Source organism: Enterobacter mori (assembly GCF_025244905.1).
Classification (GTDB): domain Bacteria; phylum Pseudomonadota; class Gammaproteobacteria; order Enterobacterales; family Enterobacteriaceae; genus Enterobacter; species Enterobacter mori_A.
Map to the genome: position 1 here is coordinate 1740575 of NZ_CP104285.1, position 19072 is coordinate 1759646.

General features: G+C 54.1%; 21 protein-coding genes. 19 read left to right on the plus strand and 2 right to left on the minus strand.

Features of this window, described 5'->3' with window-relative positions:
* Positions 1–52: 52 nt before the first annotated feature.
* Positions 53–637, minus strand: a complete 585-nt coding sequence (locus N2K86_RS08185; protein ID WP_211446007.1) for a Maf family protein — start codon at positions 635–637, stop codon at positions 53–55.
* A 140-nt stretch (positions 638–777) separates the two neighbouring features.
* On the opposite strand from N2K86_RS08185, the gene yceD reads away from it, so the two are divergent.
* From yceD to ptsG, 14 genes are all read left to right on the plus strand, one after another.
* Positions 778–1299, plus strand: coding sequence for a 23S rRNA accumulation protein YceD (gene yceD / locus N2K86_RS08190; RefSeq protein WP_014883375.1), 522 nt, complete (start codon positions 778–780; stop codon positions 1297–1299).
* A gap of 16 nt (positions 1300–1315) precedes the next feature.
* Positions 1316–1489, plus strand: a complete 174-nt coding sequence (rpmF, locus tag N2K86_RS08195) for a 50S ribosomal protein L32 (protein WP_003857964.1) — start codon at positions 1316–1318, stop codon at positions 1487–1489.
* 80 nt (positions 1490–1569) lie between these two features.
* Complete coding sequence (gene plsX / locus N2K86_RS08200) at positions 1570–2604, plus strand: phosphate acyltransferase PlsX (protein WP_010429690.1); 1035 nt, start codon at positions 1570–1572, stop codon at positions 2602–2604.
* 6 nt (positions 2605–2610) lie between these two features.
* A complete protein-coding gene (locus N2K86_RS08205; RefSeq protein WP_260661103.1) occupies positions 2611–3564 on the plus strand; it encodes a beta-ketoacyl-ACP synthase III in 954 nt (317 codons plus the stop codon).
* A gap of 15 nt (positions 3565–3579) precedes the next feature.
* Positions 3580–4509 (plus strand): ACP S-malonyltransferase, encoded by a 930-nt coding sequence (fabD, locus tag N2K86_RS08210; RefSeq protein WP_260661104.1) that lies wholly within the window; start codon positions 3580–3582, stop codon positions 4507–4509.
* Positions 4510–4521: 12 nt separating this feature from the next.
* Positions 4522–5256: a 3-oxoacyl-ACP reductase FabG gene (fabG, locus tag N2K86_RS08215; RefSeq protein WP_080327518.1), complete on the plus strand. Its 735-nt coding sequence runs from the start codon at positions 4522–4524 to the stop codon at positions 5254–5256.
* 154 nt (positions 5257–5410) lie between these two features.
* Positions 5411–5647, plus strand: a complete 237-nt coding sequence (gene acpP / locus N2K86_RS08220; RefSeq protein WP_003857954.1) for an acyl carrier protein — start codon at positions 5411–5413, stop codon at positions 5645–5647.
* Between the two features lie 91 nt (positions 5648–5738).
* Entirely contained in the window at positions 5739–6980 is a 1242-nt protein-coding gene (gene fabF, locus N2K86_RS08225) for a beta-ketoacyl-ACP synthase II (protein ID WP_023335279.1), read from the plus strand.
* A 121-nt stretch (positions 6981–7101) separates the two neighbouring features.
* Positions 7102–7911, plus strand: a complete 810-nt coding sequence (gene pabC, locus N2K86_RS08230) for an aminodeoxychorismate lyase (RefSeq protein ID WP_260661105.1) — start codon at positions 7102–7104, stop codon at positions 7909–7911.
* 2 nt (positions 7912–7913) lie between these two features.
* Positions 7914–8936 (plus strand): cell division protein YceG, encoded by a 1023-nt coding sequence (gene yceG / locus N2K86_RS08235; RefSeq protein WP_260661106.1) that lies wholly within the window; start codon positions 7914–7916, stop codon positions 8934–8936.
* Positions 8926–9567: a dTMP kinase gene (gene tmk / locus N2K86_RS08240; RefSeq protein WP_260661107.1), complete on the plus strand. Its 642-nt coding sequence runs from the start codon at positions 8926–8928 to the stop codon at positions 9565–9567. Before yceG ends, tmk begins: the two co-directional genes overlap by 11 nt.
* Positions 9564–10568, plus strand: a complete 1005-nt coding sequence (gene holB / locus N2K86_RS08245; protein WP_260661108.1) for a DNA polymerase III subunit delta' — start codon at positions 9564–9566, stop codon at positions 10566–10568. The genes tmk and holB overlap by 4 nt, the downstream gene beginning before the upstream one ends.
* Positions 10569–10578: 10 nt before the next feature.
* Complete coding sequence (locus tag N2K86_RS08250) at positions 10579–11373, plus strand: metal-dependent hydrolase (protein WP_260661109.1); 795 nt, start codon at positions 10579–10581, stop codon at positions 11371–11373.
* Positions 11374–11670: 297 nt separating this feature from the next.
* The gene (ptsG, locus tag N2K86_RS08255; RefSeq protein WP_010429721.1) at positions 11671–13104 is read left to right on the plus strand and encodes a PTS glucose transporter subunit IIBC; all 1434 of its coding nucleotides are present in this window, start codon (positions 11671–11673) and stop codon (positions 13102–13104) included.
* A 173-nt stretch (positions 13105–13277) separates the two neighbouring features.
* Here ptsG and fhuE read toward each other — a convergent pair whose 3' ends face one another.
* Positions 13278–15464: a ferric-rhodotorulic acid/ferric-coprogen receptor FhuE gene (gene fhuE / locus N2K86_RS08260; RefSeq protein WP_260661645.1), complete on the minus strand. Its 2187-nt coding sequence runs from the start codon at positions 15462–15464 to the stop codon at positions 13278–13280.
* A 351-nt stretch (positions 15465–15815) separates the two neighbouring features.
* Between fhuE and hinT the strand changes: the two genes are divergently transcribed.
* From hinT to nagZ, 5 genes are read left to right on the plus strand one after another with little or no spacing between them, the layout of a single operon-like run.
* Positions 15816–16175, plus strand: coding sequence for a purine nucleoside phosphoramidase (hinT, locus tag N2K86_RS08265; RefSeq protein ID WP_010429724.1), 360 nt, complete (start codon positions 15816–15818; stop codon positions 16173–16175).
* A gap of 1 nt (position 16176) precedes the next feature.
* A complete protein-coding gene (locus N2K86_RS08270) occupies positions 16177–16551 on the plus strand; it encodes a YcfL family protein (RefSeq protein WP_260661110.1) in 375 nt (124 codons plus the stop codon).
* 10 nt (positions 16552–16561) lie between these two features.
* On the plus strand, positions 16562–17209 hold the full coding sequence (gene lpoB, locus N2K86_RS08275; protein ID WP_089599887.1) for a penicillin-binding protein activator LpoB: 648 nt from the start codon (positions 16562–16564) through the stop codon (positions 17207–17209).
* Entirely contained in the window at positions 17190–18014 is an 825-nt protein-coding gene (thiK, locus tag N2K86_RS08280; protein WP_260661111.1) for a thiamine kinase, read from the plus strand. The genes lpoB and thiK overlap by 20 nt, the downstream gene beginning before the upstream one ends.
* A gap of 11 nt (positions 18015–18025) precedes the next feature.
* The gene (gene nagZ / locus N2K86_RS08285; RefSeq protein ID WP_260661112.1) at positions 18026–19051 is read left to right on the plus strand and encodes a beta-N-acetylhexosaminidase; all 1026 of its coding nucleotides are present in this window, start codon (positions 18026–18028) and stop codon (positions 19049–19051) included.
* Positions 19052–19072: the final 21 nt, after the last annotated feature.

Sequence of the window (19072 nt, forward strand, 5' to 3'; positions counted from 1 at the left end):
CCTCTCCTGTGGGAGAGGGCCGGGGTGAGGGCATCAGGCCGCAACGGTCCAGTCACATCGTCAGCGGATTACACTCTTCTCGCCTTAACATCTGGCACAGTGCAATCAACGGCAATCCGACCAGGGTATTCGGGTCACGACCGTCCAGCTTGTCGAACAGCGCAATCCCCAATCCTTCACTTTTAAAACTTCCTGCACAGTTGAGTGGACGTTCCCGGCGGACATAATCCGTTATTTCTTGCTCGCTGAGATGGCGAAAGTGCACGTCGAACGGCTCGCATTCCGTTTGCAGGTGGCCTGAGGCGGAGTTATAGAGCGCCAGTCCTGTATAAAAGGTCACGATAGTGCCACGCGCGCGCAGAAGCTGCTGGCAGGCGTTCTCTTCCGTATGCGGCTTGCCGGTGATCTCTCCGTCCAGTACACAAACCTGATCGGAGCCTATAATCAAATGGGCGGGATAACGTGCGGCCAGCGATTGTGCTTTCTCTTGTGCGAGACGGGTCACCAGATGACGCGGGGATTCGCCCGGCTGTGGCGTTTCGTCAACGTCGGGGGCTGCGCATTCGAACGGGATCCCGAGCTTTTCCAGCAGCATTCGACGGTAGGGTGACGTGGAGGCGAGAACGAGATTTGGCATATTTTTATCACCAGATATAGCGTATCGATGCCAGCCATTTTAAACTACAGGCCGCAATGTGTGCGAATAATTGGCAAAAGGCAGCTCTGGTTGCCTTTTTCTTTGACTCTATGACGTTACAAAGTTAATATGCGCGCCCTATGCAAAAGGTAAAATTACCCCTGACTCTTGATCCGGTTCGTACGGCTCAGAAACGCCTTGATTACGAAGGTATCTATACTTCCGATCAGGCTGAGCGTATTGCCGAATCCGTAGTCAGTGTGGACAGTGATGTAGAATGCTCCATGTCGTTTGCTATCGACAACCAGCGTCTCGCCGTTTTAACCGGTGATGCTAAGGTGACGGTAACCCTCGAATGTCAGCGTTGCGGGAAACCGTTTGTACAGCATGTTCACACAACGTATTGTTTCAGTCCGGTTCGTTCTGACGAGCAGGCTGAAGCACTCCCGGAAGCGTATGAGCCGATTGAGGTTAACGAATTCGGTGAAATCGATCTTCTGGCTCTGGTTGAAGATGAAATCATCCTCACCTTGCCAGTAGTTCCGGTGCATGATTCTGAACACTGTGAAGTGTCCGAGGCGGACATGGTCTTTGGGGAACTGCCTGATGAAGCGCAAAAACCAAACCCATTTGCCGTATTAGCCAGCTTAAAGCGTAAGTAATTAAGGAGTAAGGTCCATGGCCGTACAACAGAATAAACCAACCCGTTCCAAACGTGGCATGCGTCGTTCCCATGACGCGCTGACCGCAGTTACCAGCCTGTCTGTAGACAAGACTTCTGGTGAGAAACACCTGCGTCACCACATCACCGCTGACGGTTTCTACCGCGGCCGCAAGGTTATCACTAAGTAATCACGCGTTAGCGTGATTAGGCTTAGTGAGGATTTCCCCGTGCAAACGGGGAAGTTACCGAACCAGGCTGCGACGATACCTTGACACGTCTAACCCTGGCGTTAGATGTCATGGGGGGAGATTTTGGCCCTTCCGTGACAGTGCCTGCAGCATTGCAGGCACTGAATTCTAATTCGCAACTCACACTTCTTTTAGTCGGCAATCCCGACACTATCACGCCATTACTTGCAAAAGCTGACTTCGAACAACGTTCACGTCTGCAGATTATTCCTGCACAGTCAGTTATTGCCAGTGATGCCCGGCCATCGCAGGCTATTCGCAATAGCCGTGGCAGCTCTATGCGCATTGCGCTGGAGTTGGTGAAAGAAGGGCGAGCGCAGGCTTGCGTCAGTGCGGGCAATACCGGCGCGCTGATGGGGCTGTCGAAATTATTGCTCAAACCCATTGAGGGCATTGAGCGTCCGGCGCTGGTGACGGTGTTACCGCATCAGCAAAAGGGCAAAACGGTGGTGCTGGATCTCGGTGCTAACGTTGATTGTGATAGTACAATGCTGGCTCAGTTTGCCGTGATGGGGTCGGTGCTGGCTGAAGACGTAGTGGGAATTCACAATCCCCGCGTTGCGTTACTGAATATTGGTGAAGAAGAGACCAAAGGCCTGGACAGCATTCGTGACGCTGCCGAATTGCTCAAACAGGTTCCCTCCATCAACTATATTGGTTATCTCGAAGCTAATGAGTTGCTGACGGGTAAGACAGATGTATTAGTGTGTGATGGCTTCACCGGAAACGTAACGTTGAAGACTATGGAAGGGGTGGTGCGAATGTTTCTCTCTCTGCTGAAATCGCAGGGGGAAGGTAAAAAAAGCGCCTGGTGGCTGATTTTATTAAAGCGTTGGTTACAAAAAAGCCTGACGCGGCGATTCAGTCACCTCAACCCCGACCAGTATAATGGCGCCTGTCTGTTAGGATTGCGCGGCATTGTGATTAAGAGTCACGGTGCGGCCAATCAGCGAGCCTTTTCCGTCGCGATAGAACAGGCAGTGCAGGCGGTGCAGCGACAAGTTCCTCAACGGATTGCCGCTCGCCTGGAATCTGTATTAGCTAAAAGTGACTGAGCGTACATGTATACGAAGATTTTAGGTACCGGCAGCTACCTGCCAACACAAGTGCGTACCAACGCCGATCTTGAAAAAATGGTAGATACGTCTGACGAGTGGATTGTCACGCGCACAGGTATCCGTGAACGTCGTATCGCCGCGCCAGACGAAACCGTGTCCACCATGGGTTACGAAGCCGCACAGCGCGCTATCGAGATGGCGGGCATCGATAAAGAACAGATTGGCTTGATCGTGGTCGCGACCACGTCTGCCACGCATGCCTTCCCAAGCGCAGCGTGTCAGGTGCAGAACATGCTCGGCATTAAAGGCTGCCCGGCATTTGACGTTGCTGCCGCGTGCGCAGGCTTCACCTACGCGCTGAGCGTTGCCGATCAGTATGTTAAATCTGGCGCTGTGAAGTATGCGCTGGTGATCGGCGCTGACGTGCTGGCGCGTACCTGTGATCCAACCGATCGCGGGACGATCATTATTTTTGGTGATGGTGCGGGTGCGGTGCTGCTGGGGCAGTCCGAAGAGCCGGGCATCATCTCCACGCATCTGCATGCCGACGGTAGCTACGGCGAGCTGTTGACCTTGCCAAACGCCGATCGCGTTAATCCGGAAAACTCCATTCACCTGACAATGGCAGGTAATGAGGTGTTCAAGGTGGCGGTGACTGAGCTTGCACACATTGTTGATGAAACGCTTGAAGCGAACAACCTTGAACGCTCTGCGCTCGACTGGCTGGTGCCGCATCAGGCGAACCTGCGCATCATCAGCGCTACGGCTAAAAAGCTGGGCATGTCGATGGATAACGTTGTGGTGACGCTTGATCGCCATGGCAACACCTCTGCGGCGTCGGTACCGTGCGCATTTGATGAAGCGGTACGCGATGGGCGAATCAAACGGGGCCAGTTGGTCTTGCTTGAAGCCTTCGGTGGCGGTTTCACCTGGGGTTCCGCGCTGGTTCGTTTCTAGGATAAGGATTAAAAAATGACGCAATTTGCTTTTGTGTTCCCGGGGCAGGGCTCTCAAACCGTTGGAATGTTGTCTGAAATGGCAGCAAACCATCCGATTGTTGAAGAGACTTTCCGTGAAGCTTCTGATGCACTGGGTTATGATCTGTGGGCGTTGACTCAGCAGGGTCCGGCCGAAGAACTGAACAAAACCTGGCAGACTCAGCCAGCGCTGCTGACCGCGTCCGTTGCGCTGTGGCGTGTATGGCAGCAGCAGGGCGGCAAAGCGCCTGCACTGCTCGCGGGCCACAGCCTCGGTGAATACTCTGCACTGGTGTGTGCAGGAGTGATCGCCTTTGCTGACGCGGTACGTCTGGTGGAACTGCGCGGTAAATTCATGCAGGAAGCGGTGCCAGAAGGCACGGGTGGCATGTCTGCTATCATCGGTCTGGATGATGCTGCGATTGCAAAAGCGTGTGAAGAATCTGCTGAAGGTCAGGTGGTTTCACCGGTAAACTTTAACTCGCCGGGCCAGGTCGTTATCGCCGGTCATAAAGAAGCGGTTGAACGTGCCGGTGCAGCCTGTAAAGCCGCTGGCGCGAAACGTGCGCTGCCACTGCCAGTCAGCGTTCCGTCACACTGCGCGCTGATGAAGCCAGCCGCTGACAAACTGGCGGTTGAGCTGGAAAAAATTACGTTTAACGCACCGACGATTTCTGTTGTAAACAACGTCGATGTGAAATGCGAAACCGCGCCGGAGGCAATCCGTAACGCACTGGTTCGCCAGCTTTACAGCCCGGTACAGTGGACCAAAACCGTTGAGTTTATGGCGTCACAGGGCGTTGAGCATCTTTATGAAGTCGGTCCAGGTAAAGTCCTCACCGGCCTGACAAAACGTATTGTTGATACCCTGACTGCCTCGGCCATTAACGAGCCGGAAGCACTGTCAGCGGCACTCGCGCAATAAAAGAGGAATACCATGAGTTTTGAAGGAAAAATCGCACTGGTTACCGGCGCAAGCCGCGGTATCGGGCGTGCAATTGCTGAAACACTGGTTGCGCGCGGCGCGAAAGTGATTGGTACAGCAACCAGCGAGAAGGGTGCTCAGGCCATCAGCGAGTATCTGGGTGCGAACGGTAAAGGTCTGGTACTCAATGTGACCGAACCAGCATCTATCGAATCTGTTCTGGAAAATATTCGCGCAGAGTTTGGCGAAGTCGATATTCTGGTCAATAATGCCGGGATCACGCGCGACAACCTGCTGATGCGAATGAAAGATGATGAGTGGAACGATATTATCGAAACCAACCTGTCATCTGTATTCCGTCTGTCAAAAGCGGTAATGCGCGCTATGATGAAAAAGCGTCATGGTCGTATTATCACTGTTGGTTCTGTGGTTGGTACCATGGGAAATGCTGGTCAGGCTAACTACGCTGCGGCGAAAGCAGGTCTGATTGGCTTCAGTAAGTCGCTGGCACGTGAAGTCGCGTCCCGCGGTATTACTGTAAACGTTGTTGCTCCGGGCTTTATTGAAACGGACATGACGCGTGCGCTGACCGATGATCAGCGTGCGGGTACGCTGGCGGCAGTTCCGGCGGGTCGTCTTGGCGACCCTAAAGAAATCGCCAGCGCGGTTGCATTTTTAGCCTCTGACGAAGCGGGTTACATCACTGGTGAAACCCTTCACGTCAATGGCGGGATGTATATGGTTTAATCACGATGAAAAATATTTGCGTTATTGTAGGGGTTGGCCTCAAAATAACGTAAAATCGTGGTAAGACCTGCCGGGATTTAGTTGCAAATTTTTCAACATTTTATACACTACGAAAACCATCGCGAAAGCGAGTTTTGATAGGAAATTTAAGAGTATGAGCACTATCGAAGAACGCGTTAAGAAAATTATCGGCGAACAGCTGGGCGTTAAGCAGGAAGAAGTTGTGAACTCCGCTTCCTTCGTTGAAGACCTGGGCGCAGATTCTCTTGACACCGTTGAGCTGGTAATGGCTCTGGAAGAAGAGTTTGATACTGAGATTCCGGACGAAGAAGCTGAGAAAATCACCACCGTTCAGGCTGCCATTGATTACATCAACGGTCACCAGGCGTAAGTGAACATCTCCAGGCGGTCATTCGACCGCCTGAGTTTTATCTTTTTTAGTCCCACGAATCTCTTTTTTTATCCCTCCCTGGAGGACAAACGTGTCTAAGCGTCGTGTAGTTGTGACCGGACTTGGCATGTTGTCTCCTGTCGGCAATACCGTAGAGTCCACCTGGAAAGCTCTCCTTGCCGGTCAGAGCGGCATCAGCCTAATCGACCATTTCGATACTAGCGCCTATGCAACGAAATTTGCTGGCTTAGTAAAGGATTTTAACTGTGAAGAGATCATCTCGCGCAAAGAACAGCGCAAGATGGATGCCTTCATTCAATATGGAATTGTCGCTGGCGTTCAGGCCATGCAGGATTCTGGCCTTGAGATTACGGAAGAGAACGCGACCCGTATCGGCGCCGCTATCGGCTCCGGGATCGGCGGTCTTGGCCTGATCGAGGAAAACCATACATCTCTGATGAATGGCGGACCGCGTAAGATCAGCCCGTTCTTCGTTCCGTCCACGATTGTTAACATGGTGGCAGGTCACCTGACCATTATGTTCGGTTTGCGTGGGCCAAGCATTTCCATCGCGACCGCCTGTACGTCCGGCGTACATAACATCGGCCAGGCCGCGCGTATCATTGCGTACGGCGATGCAGATGCTATGGTTGCGGGCGGTGCTGAAAAAGCCAGTACCCCACTGGGTGTTGGCGGTTTTGGTGCGGCGCGTGCGCTGTCTACCCGTAATGATAACCCGCAGGCGGCGAGCCGTCCGTGGGATAAAGACCGTGACGGCTTCGTGCTGGGCGACGGTGCGGGTATGATCGTACTGGAAGAGTACGAACATGCGAAAAAACGCGGCGCGAAAATCTATGCTGAAATCGTTGGTTTCGGCATGAGCAGCGATGCTTACCACATGACGTCTCCTCCGGAGAACGGTGCGGGTGCTGCGCTGGCGATGGAAAACGCGATTCGCGATGCGGGTATTACCCCAGCACAGATTGGCTACGTTAACGCGCACGGTACTTCTACCCCTGCAGGCGATAAAGCTGAAGCTCAGGCGGTTAAGTCTATCTTCGGTGAATCTGCCAGCCGCGTAATGGTGAGCTCCACGAAATCCATGACCGGTCACCTGTTAGGTGCGGCGGGTGCAGTAGAGTCAATCTACTCCATCCTTGCGCTGCGCGATCAGGCTGTTCCGCCAACCATCAACCTGGATAACCCGGATGAAGGTTGCGATCTGGACTTCGTTCCTCACGAAGCGCGTCAGGTTAGCGGTATGGAGTACACCCTGTGTAACTCCTTCGGCTTCGGTGGTACTAACGGCTCTCTGATCTTCAAAAAGATCTGAGCCTGACTGCACGATAGCTATTAAAAAAGGTCCGCTTGTCGGGCCTTTTTTATTAAGCGTAATCCCCTTGTCCGGTTACAGACATCCTGCCAGACTGAACTCCCACGCATCAGGAGACATCATGTATTTGATCAATGGCCTTGAGCAGGAGAATCTGCCTGCCAGCGATAGAGCAACGCAGTTTGGTGATGGCTGCTTTACGACGGCGCGAATTATTGACGGGCAAGTATGCCTGCTCGACGCGCATATCCGCCGTCTGCAAACGGCCTGCGAAACCTTAATGATCCCCTTTCAGCACTGGGACACGCTGCGGCGAGAGATGAGCCAACTGGTGTCAGAGAAGAGTAGTGGCGTGCTAAAAGTCATCATCAGTCGCGGCAGCGGAGGGCGGGGTTATAGCGGGGCCAGCTGTGAGAACCCCACGCGCATACTCTCCGTATCCGCTTACCCTGCACATTATGATAGCTGGCGCAAAGACGGCGTCACGCTGGCGCTGAGCCCAATACGACTGGGCCGCAATCCCATGCTGGCCGGAATTAAACACCTCAATCGCCTTGAACAGGTGCTGATTCGTACTCATCTTGAACAGACGAACGCTGATGAGGCGCTGGTTCTTGACAGCGAAGGGTTCATTACGGAATGCTGTGCGGCTAATTTACTCTGGCGGAAGGGCCGTGATGTCTTCACACCTTCACTGGAGCAGGCTGGGGTGAAGGGCATTATGCGTCAGTTTTGTTTGCAACAGTTGGCACACTCGGGTTTTCGCATTGTCGAAGTTAGCGAAAGGGAAGAGGCGTTACTGACCGCGGATGAAGTTATTGTTTGTAACGCGTTGATGCCTGTTTTACCCGTCCGCGCCTATGGCCAACAGGTCTGGTCATCGCGCGAACTGTTTCATTTTTTAGCCCCGTTATGTGAGCAAACCAGATAGTCATGAAGAAAATGTTGCGCTTTGTTCTCCTCCTCATCGTTGTGCTGGGTATCGCTGGCGGCGCGGGAGTGTGGAAAGTCCGTCAGCTGGCGGACAGTAAAATCCTGATTAAAGACGAAACGATTTTTACCCTTAAAGCCGGTACCGGGCGCATTGCGCTGGGTGAGCAGCTTTACGGGGATAAGGTCATTAACCGCCCGCGCGTCTTCCAGTGGTTACTGCGCCTTGAGCCTGAACTGTCTCACTTCAAAGCCGGTACGTATCGCTTTACCCCTGGGATGACCGTCAGGGAGATGCTCCAGCTGCTGGAGAGCGGTAAAGAGGCCCAGTTCCCGCTGCGGTTTGTTGAAGGTATGCGTTTAAGCGATTACCTCAAACAGCTGCGTGACGCGCCGTACATCAAACACACGCTGAAAGATGACCGCTACGAGACGGTCGCCGAGGTGCTGAAATTCGAACACCCTGAGTGGGTGGAGGGCTGGTTCTGGCCTGATACCTGGATGTACACGGCGGGCACAACGGATGTTGCTATCCTGAAGCGCGCGCACAAAAAAATGGTCGCGGCGGTGGAGTCAGCGTGGGAAGGGCGTGTAGATGGCCTGCCATATAAAGATCAAAACCAGTTCGTCACCATGGCCTCGATCATTGAAAAAGAGACGGCCGTTGCGACAGAGCGCGATCGGGTCGCTTCCGTATTTATAAACCGTCTGCGCATCGGCATGCGGCTGCAAACCGATCCCACCGTCATTTACGGTATGGGCGAGAGTTATAGCGGCAAGATATCCAGAAAAGATCTGGAGACGCCAACAGCGTATAATACCTACGTGATCGCAGGCCTGCCGCCAGGCCCGATTGCGACGCCGAGTGAAGCCTCATTGCGAGCCGCGGCGCACCCGGCCAAAACGCCGTATCTCTATTTTGTGGCTGACGGGAAAGGGGGGCATACCTTTAATACCAACCTTGCCAGCCATAATCGCTCTGTTCAGGACTATCTGAAGGCACTTAAGGAAAAAAATGCGCAGTAAATACATTGTCATTGAGGGACTCGAAGGGGCGGGTAAAACTACCGCCCGCAACGTAGTGGTTGATACGCTAAAAGCGCTTGGCGTTGCGGACATGGTATTTACCCGTGAACCGGGCGGTACGGAACTGGCTGAAAAGCTGCGTAGCCTTGTGCTGGATATCAAATCCGTTGGCGACGAGATCATCACTGACAAAGCCGAAGTGTTAATGTTCTACGCGGCGCGCGTGCAGCTGGTAGAAACGGTAATCAAACCTGCACTGGCAGAAGGTAAGTGGGTGATTGGCGATCGTCATGACCTGTCGACCCAGGCGTATCAGGGCGGTGGTCGGGGGATTGACCAGACGATGTTAGCAACGCTGCGTGACACAGTGCTCGGTGATTTCCGTCCCGACCTGACGCTCTATCTGGACGTGACGCCCGAAGTCGGTCTGAAGCGTGCCCGCGCGCGCGGTGAACTGGACCGCATTGAGCAAGAGTCTTTTGACTTCTTCAACCGTACCCGCGCGCGCTACCTTGAACTGTCGGAGCAGGATGCTTCCATTCGTACTATTGATGCAACACAGTCTCTTGAAGAGGTGACGCGCGCTATTCAGAAGACGGTCGCGCAGTGGCACCAGGAGCAGCAGGCATGAAATGGTATCCATGGTTGCGCCCGCACTTTGAGCAGTTGATCAACAGCTATCAGGCGGGGCGGGGCCATCATGCGTTACTGATTCAGGCATTGCCAGGAATGGGCGATGATGCGCTGATTTACGCCATCACCCGTTTCCTGATGTGTCAGCAGCCGGAAGGGCATAAAAGCTGCGGTAAATGCCGTGGCTGCCAGTTGATGCAGGCGGGCACACATCCGGACTATTACACGCTGGAGCCTGAAAAGGGCAAAAGCACGCTCGGGATTGACGCCGTGCGTGAAGTCAGTGAAAAACTGTATGAACACGCGCGGCTTAACGGAGCCAAAGTTGTCTGGCTGAAAGATGCCGCGCAGCTTACCGAGGCGGCGGCAAACGCGCTGCTCAAAACCCTGGAAGAGCCACCGGAGAAAACCTGGTTCTTCCTGTCATGTCGTGAACCGGGAAGATTACTGGCGACACTGCGCAGCCGCTGCCGTCTTCACCACCTCGCAGTACCTCAGGAAACATGGGCGCTCACCTGGATTGAACGCGAAGTGACGGCGTCACAAGACGCAGCCCTGACTGCGCTGCGTCTGTGCAGCGGTGCGCCAGCGGCGGCTCTGGCGTTGCTTCAGGCGGATGTCTGGTCGCAGCGTGAAACGCTGTGTCGTGCCGTCGAGTCCGCACTGGATAGTGGCGACTGGTTGAGTTTGCTGCCTGCCCTGAACAGCGATCAGGCGACCGAGCGCCTGCACTGGCTGGCCGCTTTACTGCTGGATGCGCTCAAACTTCAGCAGGGTGCAACGCTTCTGACCAACCTCGACGTCTGGCCGCTGGTGAACACCCTGGCGAATCGCCTGTCGGGCGTCTCCTTGCGCGCTATCCTTCATGATGTTTGCCAGAGTCGCGAACAACTTTTGACAGTAACCGGTCTTAATCGCGAGCTTTTACTGACAGACCAGTTACTGCGTATCGAACACTACCTGCAACCAGGCGTGATACCGCCTGTTTCCCATCTCTGAGAGAGACATTATGTTTTTAGTCGACTCACACTGCCATCTTGATGGCCTGGATTATCAATCTCTGCACAAAAACGTCGATGACGTGCTGGAAAAAGCCGCCGCACGCGATGTCAAATTCTATCTGGCCGTGGCAACTACGCTGCCGGGCTACCGCTCCATGCGCGAACTGGTCGGCATTCGCGATAACGTCGTCTTCTCCTGCGGCGTTCATCCTCTGAACCAGGATGAAGCGTATGACGTGGAAGATTTACGTCGCCTGGCGGCAGAAGAGGGCGTGGTGGCGATGGGTGAGACCGGGCTTGACTATTTTTACACGCCGGAAACAAAAACCCGCCAGCAGGAATCTTTCCGCAACCATATCCGCATTGGCCGCGAGCTGAACAAACCCGTCATTGTGCATACCCGCGATGCGCGCGCCGATACGCTGGCGATCCTGCGGGAAGAAAAGGTGACGGATTGCGGTGGCGTACTACACTGTTTCACAGAAGACAGAGAAACGGCGGGCAAGCTGCTTGATTTGGGGTTTTATATCTCGTTTTCGGGGATCGTGACGTTCCGTAATGCTGAGCAGCTGCGCGATGCTGCGCGTTATGTTCCGCTCGATCGCATTCTGGTGGAAACAGACTCGCCGTATCTGGCGCCGGTACCGCATCGCGGCAAAGAGAACCAACCAGCGATGACGAGAGACGTGGCTGAGTATATGGCCGTTCTGAAGGGGGTCAGCATTGAAGAGCTGGCTCGTGCGACGACGGAAAATTTCTCCACGCTGTTCCACATCGACCCCGCCCGCCTGCAATCTGTCTGATACACCTGTTTTTTTTAGGCTCGTAATTAATAAACAAAGCGAGTAAAGTTCACCGCCTCATTTGGGGCGGTGATGGTGTTTTTAGACACATCCAGACATGCTTTTTGTAAATATCTGCAAGTTTTTTGGTCGTCTTGAACTGAAACGTGATAGCCGTCAAACAAACCCAGAGGGAATTATTTTACTCTGTGTAATAAATAAAGGGCGCTTAGATGTCCTGTCCACGGCACGGTACTCCCCCCGGGCCAATGCGTGAAAGCGTAAAAAAAGCACAAATACTCAGGAGCACTCTCAATTATGTTTAAGAATGCATTTGCTAACCTGCAAAAGGTCGGTAAATCGCTGATGCTGCCAGTATCCGTACTGCCTATCGCAGGTATCCTGCTGGGCGTCGGTTCTGCTAACTTCAGCTGGCTGCCAGCCGTAGTTTCCCACGTGATGGCCGAAGCAGGCGGTTCTGTTTTTGCTAACATGCCGCTGATCTTCGCGATCGGTGTTGCTCTGGGCTTCACCAATAACGACGGTGTATCTGCACTGGCCGCAGTGGTTGCCTACGGCATCATGGTGAAAACCATGGCGGTGGTTGCGCCGCTGGTTCTGCATTTACCGGCTGAAGAGATCGCCGCGAAACACCTGGCGGACACCGGTGTACTGGGCGGTATCATCTCCGGTGCGATTGCAGCGTACATGTTTAACCGCTTCTATCGCATCAAGCTGCCTGAGTACCTGGGCTTCTTCGCGGGCAAGCGCTTCGTTCCGATCATCTCTGGTCTGGCAGCGATTTTCACTGGTGTGATCCTGTCCTTCATCTGGCCACCAATCGGTTCCGCTATTCAGACCTTCTCTCAGTGGGCTGCTTACCAGAACCCGGTTGTGGCGTTCGGTATCTACGGCTTCATCGAGCGCTGCCTGGTACCATTTGGTCTGCACCACATCTGGAACGTTCCATTCCAGATGCAGATTGGTGAATTCACCAACGCAGCAGGTCAGGTATTCCACGGCGATATCCCACGTTACATGGCAGGCGACCCAACTGCAGGCAAACTGTCTGGTGGCTTCCTGTTCAAAATGTACGGTCTGCCGGCTGCTGCGATTGCAATCTGGCACTCTGCTAAACCAGAGAACCGTGCAAAAGTGGGCGGTATCATGATCTCCGCAGCGCTGACCTCGTTCCTGACCGGTATCACCGAGCCGATCGAGTTCTCCTTCATGTTCGTTGCGCCGATCCTGTACATCATTCACGCGGTACTGGCTGGCCTGGCGTTCCCTATCTGTATCCTGCTGGGTATGCGTGACGGTACGTCCTTCTCTCACGGTCTGATCGACTTCATCGTTCTGTCCGGTAACAGCAGCAAACTGTGGCTGTTCCCAATCGTGGGTGCGTGCTATGCCGTTGCTTACTACACCATCTTCCGCGTGCTGATCAAAGCACTTGACCTGAAAACCCCAGGTCGTGAAGATGCAACTGAAGACAGCAAAGCAGGCGTGACCAGCGAAATGGCTCCAGCACTGGTAGCCGCGTTCGGTGGTAAAGAGAACATCACCAACCTGGACGCGTGTATTACTCGTCTGCGTGTGAGCGTTGCCGATGTCGCAAAAGTTGACCAGCCGGGCCTGAAAAAATTGGGCGCAGCAGGTGTTGTTGTTGCAGGTTCTGGTGTTCAGGCAATCTTCGGTACCAAATCCGATAACCTGAAAACCGAAATGGATGAGTACATCCGCAACAACTAAGTTGTGATGTGGGGAGACTGAGGCAGCCGAATGGCTGCCTTTTTTATTTGTGCGGCCTGTTCAGCCAGGTGGCGGCTACGGTTTCCCGGGACTGCGCGAAATGAATCGTCACCCGGCGAGAAGCGCGCATAAAAAAGGGAGCCATTCGGCTCCCTTTTAATACGTCTGAGCGATCAGAACTGATAGCTTGCGGTCACGCTCACGTTGCGCGGCTCACCGTAGACCAGTGAACCCTGGACGTTAGTGTCGTAAGTCTTATCAAACAGGTTGTTCAGATTTCCCTGCAGAGAAAAGTTCTTCGTGACCTGATAGCGGGTGAAGAGATCAACCAGCGCATAGCTGCCTTGTTCCGCACGCCATGTACCGTAAGGGGTGACAACGTCGCTGTAAACGCGGTTTTGCCAGTTAACACCGCCACCCACGGTCAGCGCAGGCATCGCTGGCAGACGGTAACTGGTGAACAGTTTAACCGTCGTGCGCGGCAGATAAGGGTTAACGTCTTTACCGTCGCTGTCTTCAGCCAGGTAGCGCGTCGCGCCAAAGGTCATTTGCCAGTTGTCCGTCAGTGCGCCGTTAATTTCAAATTCAACGCCTTTACTTACGGTACCGTCTACGCCTTCATAAGCGGTATCGGTTGACCCCTGAATCACGCGCCCCGTACTCTGCGCCACGTTATCCTGCTCGATGCGGAAGACAGAAAGCGTCGTGGTCAGTCTGCTGTTCATCCAGTCCGACTTCAGGCCCACTTCATAATTGTTGCCGGTGATCGGGTCGAGATACCTGCCGGTGCTGTCGCGGTAGTTCTGAGGCTGGAAGATGGAGGTATAGCTGGCATAGGCGGACCAGTTATCATCAATGTCATACACAAGACCCGCATACGGCGTGGTATGGTTTTTTTCCATACCATAAGTCATCGTGTCGACGCTCCAGTTCGTATAGCGGGCACCGAGAATCAAATGCAGCGGATCGGCCAACGAAATACGTGTCGCGGCGTAGAGCGATTTCATATTCGTTTTGTCGTCCTGGGCCAGCGCCTGGGATCCCCAGTTTGTTTCCGGGAAATGGCCATCATAGTCGTAGAAATTACCGAATTCGTCCGGATACACGTTCGCCCACGCGTTGGTGTAACGGTTCGTTTGACGACTGAAGCTGCCGCCGAACATCACGGTATGCTGGCGGCCAAACAGGTCATAACCACCATCGGCGAACAGATCGACAGCATCGACCTTACGCTTCCCGCTGTTCCAGCCCGTCCCGCCGATGTAGCCGTAGTCCGGTCCATAATTCGAATAAGGCCCAACCAGCATGCCGGTTGATTTGTCCACATAGGCGTCAAGGTACAGGGCTTTACTGTCGAATTTAGCTTCAGTATGGGTGGCATTCAGCGTGGCCTGCCAGGTGTCGGCAAAGCGCTGCTTGAAGGTGGCGAAAACTTTGTTGAACTCTTTGTCGTTATAGGCCCAGTCAGGCGCGGTGCTGTGGGCGCGATCGTAATGCCTTACGCTACCGTCCGTGTTCCAGCGCGGTAAGCCGCCCCAGGTCTGGTTGTTCACGTCAATGCGCTGGTATTCGTAACCTGCCGAAAATGACGTGGTATCGCCCAGGTCCGCATCAAGAATGCCCGAGAAGAACGTTTTCTTTTGATTGTAGTTATCGAGCCAGGAGTCATTATCCTGATAGCCTGCTACGATGCGACCCCGCACATTGCCATCGTCGGTTAACGGGCTTTGCAGATCCATGACGTAACGCTGTTTGTTCCAGCTGCCGTATTCCGCAGATAAATTGCCTTTGAACTCGCGGCTGGTGGCATGTTTACGCACCATATTGATCGCTGCCGACGGGTTACCCGTGCCCGTCATCAAACCGGTCGCCCCACGCACCACTTCCACGCGCTCAAACAGGGCGGTATCCGAAAGGGCATCCCCGAGATTCCAGCGAGACTCGAAATAGGTGGGGATACCATCAATCATGTAGTTGTCTATCTCGAAACCACGTGAGTAATAGCTGCTGCGATCGGAGTCTGCGGTGTTTTTGCTGATCCCCATCGTGTTATCCATCACATCTCCCAGCGTTTGCAGCTGCTGATCTTCCATACGTTGTTCACTGACAATGGAGACTGACTGGGGGATATCGCGCTGGACCATCTGCATTTTGGTGCCGATGGTGGTGGTTTTGACGCTGTAATCCTGCTCTTCGCTGGACGCGTCTGGCTGGGAGGTACCGTCAACGACGAGTGTGTCCTCGTTTAGTGCGGCGAAACTTACGGTTGGCATCAATGCCATAGCAATACAGGCTGCCAGCAACGAAGGCGTTGCAACAGGCTGACGTTGCCCATCCCTGGTATGATTAATGAAAGACATCATCAAACCCTTAATGAATGGTGAAGGTGATATGCGTCAGTCCCTGTATCGGGCTGACGTCGTTTTCTATGTTTAAAATGCGCATGAAAATGCAAATGCGAAATATACGCATTGTGATTAACGCTGTAAACAGATGTTGCAGACCTAACTGAAATAATGTTTCAGAGAAATCTTGCGGGCAGGCGGTCACTCTCCAGCCAGCTGGTGAGCAATCAGGAAAGAAATCGAGGGAGAAGGTTGAAAGGACAGGAGAAACTCGCTCATACTCTTGCGTTGTATCGCACTGTCGTAAAGACTGTATGTGTGAATAGCGGACGCACCACGCCAGATTAAACATAAAAGGAAAAGGTCATGGCCGAAGAAACGATTTTCAGTAAAATTATCCGCCGCGAAATCCCGTCGGATATCGTCTTTCAGGATGAGCTGGTGACGGCTTTTCGGGACATTTCACCTCAGGCGCCGACGCATATCCTTATCATTCCAAATATTCTGATTCCTACCGTCAATGATGTGAAAACCGAGCATGAAGTGGCGTTAGGCCGTATGCTAACGGTAGCCGCGAAAATTGCCGAGCAGGAAGGCATCGCTGAAGACGGCTATCGTTTGATCATGAACTGCAATCGCCACGGCGGTCAGGAAGTTTATCATATCCATATGCATCTTCTGGGTGGGCGACCACTGGGACCGATGCTGGCACATAAAGGTCTTTGATATGTTAAGAGGGCGTATTGCAGCGCTGATGATAACGCTGGTGATAGCAGGATGCAGTGCGCGTCCTGCGATCCCCGTCAGCGAGGAACAGACGCTGGTGATGGAGTCCTCAGTCCTTGCTGCAGGCATTACGGCAGAGCAGCCTTCGCTGACCATTAGCGAAATCCAACCTTCTGCTTCCTCTACGCTCTATAACGAAAGACATGAGCCAGTGACGGTGCATTACCGCTTCTACTGGTATGACGTAAGAGGTCTTGAAATGCATCCGCTTGAGGCGCCGCGTAGCGTGACCATTCCGGCAAGATCGTCGGTGACGCTCTATGGCAGCGCTAACTATTTGGGTGCGCATAAGGTGAGACTTTATCTTTATCTGTAAGGGGTGATCCTTGATTAAAAATATGAGCCGTTATGTGCTCTTAAGTGCGTTTGCACTTTTCCTCGCAGGGTGTGTGACGCGTACAGAACAGCCTGCACCAGTGGATGAGGCGAAACCGGGTACAGAACAGCCGACACAGCCAACGCAGCCTGTGCCAACGGTGCCTTCTGTCCCGACGATTCCGGCGCAGCCTGGCCCAATTGAGCACCCGGACCAAACGTCCCAACCTGCGCCGCGCGTGCGTCATTATGACTGGAATGGCGCAATGCAGCCTATGGTGGGCAAAATGTTGCAGGCTCAGGGCGTGACGCCGGGAAGCGTACTGTTGGTGGATAGCGTAAATAACCGCACCAATGGTTCACTCAACGCGGGCGAAGCGACGGAAACGCTGCGTAATGCGTTAGCAAACAACGGCAAATTTACCCTGGTCTCGACACAGCAGCTGGCGGTAGCCAAACAGCAGTTGGGCTTGTCGCCGCAGGATAGCCTGGGCTCGCGCAGCAAAGCGATAGGCATTGCGCGCAACGTTGGCGCTCAGTATGTCCTCTATTCTAACGCCACCGGTAATGTGAACACGCCTTCGCTGCAGATGCAGCTGATGCTTGTTCAGACAGGTGAAATTATCTGGTCAGGTAAAGGTGCCGTTACGCAACAATAGCTGCACGCGTGACGAGGTTTTGACGCGTTATTTTCCTCAGTATCGCCTTATCGCGCCGCAGGCCCACTCCGGGCTTGGCGGCGCGAGCTGCATCATTGAGCAGGGCGAACATCGGCTGGTGCTGCGACAGCATCACGATCTCTCTGCCCCTGCCTCCCACTTTCGCCGACAGTTTCGTACGCTGAGGCGCTTGCCTGCGGATCTCGTGCCGAAGCCCTGTTTTTTTACGCAGGGCTGGATGGCGGTGGAGTATCTTGCGGGGGAGATCAAAAGCGCGCTTCCGCCTACTCCCACACTCGCCGCGATGCTGTATCATCTTCACCGCCAGCCTTGCCTGGGATGGCGGGTCACGCTGTTACCGCTGCTGGAAAAATACTGGCAGCAGGCCTCCCCCGACAGACGAACGCCATTCTGGCTTGCGCAGCTTAAACGGATGCGAAAGAGAGGGGAACCGCGACCCTTACGGCTATCGCCGTTGCATATGGACATCCACGCCGGGAATATTGTACACACGCCCGCGGGAGCCAGGCTCATCGACTGGGAGTATGCCGGAGATGGCGACGTGGCGCTGGAATTGGCGGCGGTCTGGATGCCGGATGATGCCTCCCGTGAGCAGCTTATAATGGCCTATGCCCGTGAAGCACAGATGGATGCGTTAACGCTTATGCGGCAGGTCAGGCGCTGGCGACCCTGGGTATTCATGCTGATGGCGGGCTGGTTTGAAATGCGCTATCAGCAATCAAACGACAAACACTTTATTACGCTGGCAGATGACGTCTGGCGTCAGTTACAAACTAAAGGATAAGAGAGGTTCGTGTGGGTCCAGTCATGTTGGATGTCGAAGGGTTTGAGCTGGATGCGGAGGAGCGCGACATTCTGGCGCATCCGCTGGTAGGGGGGCTGATACTGTTTACCCGCAACTACCACGATCCGGCGCAGTTGCGCGAACTGGTTCGTCAGATCCGTGCGGCGTCCCGTAACCATCTGGTGGTCGCGGTGGATCAGGAAGGCGGGCGCGTGCAGCGCTTCCGCGAGGGTTTCACCCGCTTGCCTGCCGCTCAATCTTTTGCTGCGCTGCTGGGTACAGAAGAGGGCGGTAAACTGACGCAGGATGCCGGCTGGCTGATGGCGAGCGAAATGATTGCGATGGATATCGACATCAGCTTTGCTCCCGTTCTGGATGTGGGCCATATCAGTGCCGCGATTGGCGAGCGTTCGTACCATGAAGATCCGCGCATTGCGCTGTCAATAGCCACCCGTTTTATCGACGGCATGCACTCAGCGGGCATGAAAACCACCGGCAAACACTTCCCGGGACATGGCGCAGTGACGGCAGATTCTCACAAAGAGACGCCGCGCGATCCGCGTCCGGAAGCGGAAATCCGTGCCAAAGATATGTCGGTGTTCCGTTCGCTTATCACCGATAACAAACTTGATGCCATCATGCCTGCACACGTGATTTACAGCGATGTCGATCCGCGCCCGGCCAGCGGTTCACCGCACTGGCTGAAAACGGTGCTGCGTCAGGAGCTCGGTTTTAACGGCGTCATTTTCTCCGACGATCTGTCGATGGAAGGGGCGGCAATTATGGGCAGCTACGCGGAGCGCGGGCAGGCATCCCTGGACGCAGGTTGCGATATGATCCTCGTCTGCAATAATCGTAAAGGAGCCGTCAGCGTGTTGGATAACCTGTCGCCGATCAAAGCAGAGCGTGTTACACAATTGTATCATAAAGGTTCATTTAGCCGTCAGGAGCTGATGGATTCGGCGCGCTGGAAGACGGTCAACGCCCAGCTTGAAGCACTGAATGAGCGCTGGCAGGCACATAAAGCCAGCCTGTAAACCCTCCCGGAAGGCGTAGCG

Coding starts and splice junctions, on each gene's coding strand:
- pabC (WP_260661105.1), top strand. CDS start 7,102: ATGTATTTGATCAATGGCCTTGAGCAGGAGAATCTGCCTGCCAGCGAT.
- ptsG (WP_010429721.1), top strand. CDS start 11,671: ATGTTTAAGAATGCATTTGCTAACCTGCAAAAGGTCGGTAAATCGCTG.
- N2K86_RS08250 (WP_260661109.1), top strand. CDS start 10,579: ATGTTTTTAGTCGACTCACACTGCCATCTTGATGGCCTGGATTATCAA.
- acpP (WP_003857954.1), top strand. CDS start 5,411: ATGAGCACTATCGAAGAACGCGTTAAGAAAATTATCGGCGAACAGCTG.
- hinT (WP_010429724.1), top strand. CDS start 15,816: ATGGCCGAAGAAACGATTTTCAGTAAAATTATCCGCCGCGAAATCCCG.
- fabD (WP_260661104.1), top strand. CDS start 3,580: ATGACGCAATTTGCTTTTGTGTTCCCGGGGCAGGGCTCTCAAACCGTT.
- rpmF (WP_003857964.1), top strand. CDS start 1,316: ATGGCCGTACAACAGAATAAACCAACCCGTTCCAAACGTGGCATGCGT.
- N2K86_RS08205 (WP_260661103.1), top strand. CDS start 2,611: ATGTATACGAAGATTTTAGGTACCGGCAGCTACCTGCCAACACAAGTG.
- holB (WP_260661108.1), top strand. CDS start 9,564: ATGAAATGGTATCCATGGTTGCGCCCGCACTTTGAGCAGTTGATCAAC.
- fhuE (WP_260661645.1), bottom strand. CDS start 15,464: ATGTCTTTCATTAATCATACCAGGGATGGGCAACGTCAGCCTGTTGCA.
- N2K86_RS08185 (WP_211446007.1), bottom strand. CDS start 637: ATGCCAAATCTCGTTCTCGCCTCCACGTCACCCTACCGTCGAATGCTG.
- N2K86_RS08270 (WP_260661110.1), top strand. CDS start 16,177: ATGTTAAGAGGGCGTATTGCAGCGCTGATGATAACGCTGGTGATAGCA.
- yceD (WP_014883375.1), top strand. CDS start 778: ATGCAAAAGGTAAAATTACCCCTGACTCTTGATCCGGTTCGTACGGCT.
- fabG (WP_080327518.1), top strand. CDS start 4,522: ATGAGTTTTGAAGGAAAAATCGCACTGGTTACCGGCGCAAGCCGCGGT.
- tmk (WP_260661107.1), top strand. CDS start 8,926: ATGCGCAGTAAATACATTGTCATTGAGGGACTCGAAGGGGCGGGTAAA.
- yceG (WP_260661106.1), top strand. CDS start 7,914: ATGAAGAAAATGTTGCGCTTTGTTCTCCTCCTCATCGTTGTGCTGGGT.